Annotated in this window: 5 protein-coding genes; 2 read left to right on the forward strand and 3 right to left on the reverse strand. The window is 58.2% G+C overall.

The features are described from left to right. Positions 1-258 precede the first annotated feature (258 nt). Positions 259-1,008, reverse strand: a complete 750-nt coding sequence (locus QZ292_RS09660) for a DUF6198 family protein (RefSeq protein ID WP_294601019.1) — start codon at positions 1,006-1,008, stop codon at positions 259-261. 684 nt (positions 1,009-1,692) lie between these two features. On the opposite strand from QZ292_RS09660, the gene QZ292_RS09665 reads away from it, so the two are divergent. Both QZ292_RS09665 and QZ292_RS09670 read left to right on the forward strand, forming a co-directional pair. Continuing rightward, the gene (locus QZ292_RS09665; RefSeq protein ID WP_294601022.1) at positions 1,693-3,105 is read left to right on the forward strand and encodes a glutamate decarboxylase; all 1,413 of its coding nucleotides are present in this window, start codon (positions 1,693-1,695) and stop codon (positions 3,103-3,105) included. Positions 3,106-3,231: 126 nt separating this feature from the next. Further along, positions 3,232-3,684, forward strand: coding sequence for an OsmC family protein (locus QZ292_RS09670; RefSeq protein WP_294601024.1), 453 nt, complete (start codon positions 3,232-3,234; stop codon positions 3,682-3,684). A 577-nt stretch (positions 3,685-4,261) separates the two neighbouring features. Here QZ292_RS09670 and QZ292_RS09675 read toward each other — a convergent pair. Next, positions 4,262-4,408, reverse strand: a complete 147-nt coding sequence (locus QZ292_RS09675; RefSeq protein WP_294601026.1) for a hypothetical protein — start codon at positions 4,406-4,408, stop codon at positions 4,262-4,264. A 119-nt stretch (positions 4,409-4,527) separates the two neighbouring features. After that, positions 4,528-4,779, reverse strand: a 252-nt coding sequence (locus QZ292_RS09680) for a hypothetical protein (protein ID WP_294601028.1), incomplete at its 5' end; no start/stop codon positions are given.

Here is a 4,779-nt window from a genome sequence, read left to right on the forward strand (position 1 = left end):
AGCGACCCCAAGGCCCCCTCGAGGGGGATCGGGGGTGAGAGGCACCGGCGCGAGAATCCCACGCGGAGCGTGGGTTCGAGTCTCGTTTTCCGCTCGCGAAACGGACAGCCGGTGAGGCTGTCTGTTTTTGTTTGGAGGGAAACAGAGACTTCGGTTTCTATTGTGCGGAGTGGAGTCCAAACCTCTTCTGTTCGGATGGACCGGATAAGTCTGTCGCATAACGTATCGCCGACTATCTGCGGGGTGTGACGGCGTTTTCTATTGCGCGTCGCTGTTGCGGCGATAGAGGAGGCGCGCCAGCCCGAACAGATAGCGCCGGAAACCCGGGATATAGTCCAGCAGGCGGTCGAACCACCCGAGATGCGGGGCGATGAATCTCACCACGAGGCCGACGTAAATCATGGCGAAAAGCGTTCCGATGCCGATGACGTTCCATTGCCACCTCCCGAAAAAGAGGTAGCAGCCGGCGATGGCCAGCAGGACGAGGGTCGTGTCTACCAGAATCTTGATCTTCGCAAAGGGCCGGCCGGTGACCTGGCTGATGACGAGCGAAATCCCTTCGCCGGGCATGGTGACCGAACCGCACCGCACTTCGAAGGCGATGCCGATGCCCATGATCGTACAGCCGGCGAACTGGGCGAGCAGCTGAGAGGGCAGGCCGGTACAGATCAAACCGGAGGTCAGCCACATGTTGAGGTCGATGAGCCAGCCGAAGACGAAGCCGATGACGAGCTGGAACAGCTGCATGGGGTCGAATTTGCGCCGCAGAATGAGTATCTGGCAGAGTACCAGAACGAAATTCATCGCAATCGTGTAGCCGCCGACCGTCCATGCCGGCACCTGGCCTGTCGCTCCGGCCAGCGAGAAAACGAACGGAAGGGAGGAGATGACGCTGCTCCCCAGGGAGGATCGGATGCAGAGGACGACGCCCAGCGTCATCAGATACAGGGAACCCAGAAGCAGCAGGTGTTGCCAGAGGAAGGAGAGGACTTTTTCTTTGCGTGTCATGAAAACTTTCGGAAACATAGCTCTCTCTTCTGCTTGTTTCCGCTTGCAAAAATAGCAAAAAACAAGGCGGATGCGGCGGAGATGCTGTAACGGAAACACGACAAAAGCCATCGGTAACGGAAGGTTTACCGATGGCTTTTGTCGTGTGGGGCTGAGGGGCGGGTTTAGCGCCACCCCATGAACATCCGCGTCGTTTCGGCGTCGTGGTGATCGAAGAAGAGGCTGCGGCCTGTGTCGGGCGTCGCGATGGCCCGGAGTTTCCTCTGATGGATAGGGCAGGAGTAGATGTTGCACGCGGGAGGAGCGTTACCCGGATTTCGGGTCGGGTTGCCTTTTTTACGGATGGGCCGAATCACTGAAATCATGGCAATCCGAGCCGTATTTCTCATAAACCTGTTGCGGGGGGTGCTACCTTTGCGCCGTTGTGAAACCATGAAAGAAATCCGAAGATGAGGAAAAATGGATGGCCATGCTTGCTGTGTGCGGTCTGGATGACGGGCGCAGGAAGGCTGGCGGGTGTCGCAGCATTATATTGCCTCCTGTCTCGGTAAACGATCTCCGGGCGGTGGGACAGGAGGAGCGGTGAGCACTTCCGGGCGGTTTCTGGCACGGTATTTGGATGGTATGTGAGCGTCTTCTCAGGAGGACAACCTATTTAATTAACCATCCAAAAACATTCTACTCATGAAAAAGTTCCCGATGCTCAAGAAAGACGTAATCGACACTCCGATCTTCGGCTCGAACGAAGAACAGCGTGTGGCTCCCAAAACGGAGATGACCCGGGAGGGAACGGCTGAGGATATCGCCTATCAGATCGTTCATGACGAAGCGATGCTCGACGGGAACTCCCGTCTGAATCTGGCCACGTTCGTCACGACGTGGATGGATGACAGCGCGCGGCGGATCATGGCCGAAACGATGGACAAAAACATGATCGACAAGACGGAGTATCCGCAGACGGCCGAAATCGAACGCCGGTGTGTGAATATGATCGCCAAGCTGTGGAACTCGCCGGAGGCGGACGGTAAACAGTACTGTATGGGTACCAGCACGGTGGGCTCGTCGGAGGCTTGTATGCTGGGGGCCCTTTCCGCTTTGTTCCGCTGGAAAAAACGGCGCCAGGCGGCGGGTAAATCGACCGACAAACCGAATTTCGTCATCTCGTCCTGCTTCCAGGTGGTGTGGGAAAAGTTCGCGATCTACTGGGATGTCGAAATGCGGCAGGTGCCGATCACGGCCAAGCATATCACGCTCGATCCGGAACAGGTGGTCAAACTCTGCGACGAAAACACCATCTGTGTGGTGCCGATCCAGGGGGTGACGATCACGGGGCTGAACGATGACGTGAAGGCGCTCAACGATGCGATCGACAAAATCAATACGCAGAACGGCTGGGAAATCTGTATCCATGTCGATGCGGCTACGGGCGGGTTCATCCTGCCGTTCATCTATCCGGAGGTCGAGTGGGATTTCCGGCTCAAATGGGTGCTCTCGATCAGTACGTCGGGGCATAAGTTCGGGCTGGTCTATCCGGGGCTGGGATGGGTGGTCTGGAAGGACAAGTCGTATCTGCCGAAGGAGATGAACTTTGCGGTCAATTATCTGGGGGCCGAGGTGCCGAGTATCTCGATCAACTTCTCGCGGCCGGGCAATCAGGTGCTGGCGCAGTATTACCAGCTGATCCGCCTGGGGTGGAACGGCTATCACGATGTGCAGGCCAGCTCGCTGAATGTCTGCCTCTACCTGAGGGAAGAGCTCCGGAAGATGGGTATCTTCGAGTTCTTTACCGACGAGATGCCTAACCCGCTCTTTGTCTGGAAACTGAAGGACGACCCGAAACGCAAGTGGACGCTTTATGATTTGTCCGACCGGCTGCATATCCAGGGGTGGCAGGTGCCGGCCTATACGATGCCGGCCGACATGGAGGATGTCATCATCATGCGGATCGTGGCGCGGCAGGGGATCGGCATCGATCTGGCCGACCTGCTGATGAAGGACCTCAAGGCGTGTGTGGCTCAGCTCGATGCGCTGGAAAACCCGACGAACAGCGCGGAAGAGTGGTCTAAAAAATGTCACTGTTTCAACCACATCCGGTAGGGGGTGCTTGAATGGCTGACCGAATCGCCGCCTTATGTCCTTGCGGTTTGCGGGGCATGAGGCGGCGTTTTGTCTGCAGGGGATTTTTGTCGTATTTTTGATGTTTCACCGCAAAATACATTCGTTATGGACAAGGTAGTGTTGAACTGGCAGGGGGGCATGCAGTATGATGCGCATGTCGATGAACATTCGATTATATTGGATGCTTCGGAGGAACTGGGAGGAATGAATCTCGGGCCGCGGCCGAAACCGTTGTTGCTGGTGGCGCTGGCGGGGTGTACGGGGATGGATGTCGCTTCGCTGGCGCGCAAGATGAGGGTCGATTTCACGCGAATCGACATCGAGGCGGAGGCGGAAAAAACGGACGAGGTGCCGTCGCTTTACACTTCGATGGTGTTGAGGTATCGTTTCGAAGGGGAGGGAATCGATCCGGCCAAGCCGTTGAAGATGGTGGCTCTGTCGCAACAGCGGTATTGCGGGGTGTCGGATATGCTGCGCCGGGTGGCTCCGATCTCGATCGAGGTGTTTCTGAATGGCGAGCGGATCGACCGGGAGGATGTGATGCGCATGGTACTTTGATCGGGGCGCCGAGAGCTGCGGGAGTCGAGGCGCGCGGTCAAAGAGTGGGGTGCTGCAAACCCGTAAGCGATACGTAGTATCGCTCCGTCCCGCCGGGGTCACCCGGCCGCCGCCCGCGCAGGGCAGTTTCGTCCAGCTCAAAGCTCTCCTGTCGCCCGCCCGCGTAAAAGGGCATATTCTGTTGGTTGGCGCTTGGCCAACCAACGAGAATTGCCGCGGGCGACTGAAGCAAACATTGACAAACCCGCGCGCCACGCCTTAGGAGGCGATTCAACTGTTTCGGCGATGAGCCGAAACAGAATGAATCGCCCGGCGCGCGATGGCAATGCGGCGGAGCGATAGCGGAGCCGCAGAGGCTGCCCCGGGGCGGAGAATTGGGGCGTGGATTGGGAAAAGTTGGGCGGGTCGGCGCCCGGGAGGAACCGCAATTTTCGACGCGTGAGCGGCGTGTTGCGGGCCTCCCGAGGGGGAGGCGTCCGGCCCGCGCGGCTCTTCGAGCCGCAGGGTTTTGGCTAATATTCGGGTAGAGGCTGCTAATTGGGGTAGACACGGCCATTAAAACGCCCTGCGGGCGCGTTTATTCCGAGAGGCAACGCAACTGAAAACCGTGGGCGCGGTAGCTCGCGGCGCTAGAAGTGAGATTCTTCGTGTAAAAGCTCAAGAATAAGCCGTCCGTCTCGCTGATTGTGACCGCCCAACTGTACCCTCCGTTGCCGACGTCCATCAGGCCGCCTAACCGCCCAATGTGGCCTGCATCGTGGAAGCCCGGGGCGGGGTGATGCGGGCGAAGCCTGCGGGGCATTGGGGTAGAAGCTTGCCCATTGGGAGTGCGGTACGCCCCGTTTATTCCGAGAGGCAACGCAACTGAATACCGCAGGAACGGTTGCAGATGCCGCTCGGGCCGATCCCGTGAGGACTGAACCACAAAAATTGCGCATCCGAATCCAAAATCCCGACAGACCAGTTGTAACCGCTATGGCTGATGTAAATGCATTCACCCGGCGAACCGTCCGTACCCGCATCGCGGTAGCCCGGGGCGGGTGTCCGTTTATTCCGAGAGGCAACGCAACTGAAAACCGGAACCACGTCCGGTCG

The sequence above is a fragment of the uncultured Rikenella sp. genome (assembly GCF_910577125.1).
Taxonomy (GTDB): Bacteria; Bacteroidota; Bacteroidia; order Bacteroidales; family Rikenellaceae; genus Rikenella.

Bases quoted from the DNA above. Each gene is read 5' to 3' on its own strand.
- QZ292_RS09660 (WP_294601019.1), bottom strand. From the start codon at position 1,008: ATGACACGCAAAGAAAAAGTCCTCTCCTTCCTCTGGCAACACCTGCTG.
- QZ292_RS09665 (WP_294601022.1), top strand. From the start codon at position 1,693: ATGAAAAAGTTCCCGATGCTCAAGAAAGACGTAATCGACACTCCGATC.
- QZ292_RS09670 (WP_294601024.1), top strand. From the start codon at position 3,232: ATGGACAAGGTAGTGTTGAACTGGCAGGGGGGCATGCAGTATGATGCG.
- QZ292_RS09675 (WP_294601026.1), bottom strand. From the start codon at position 4,408: ATGGACGTCGGCAACGGAGGGTACAGTTGGGCGGTCACAATCAGCGAG.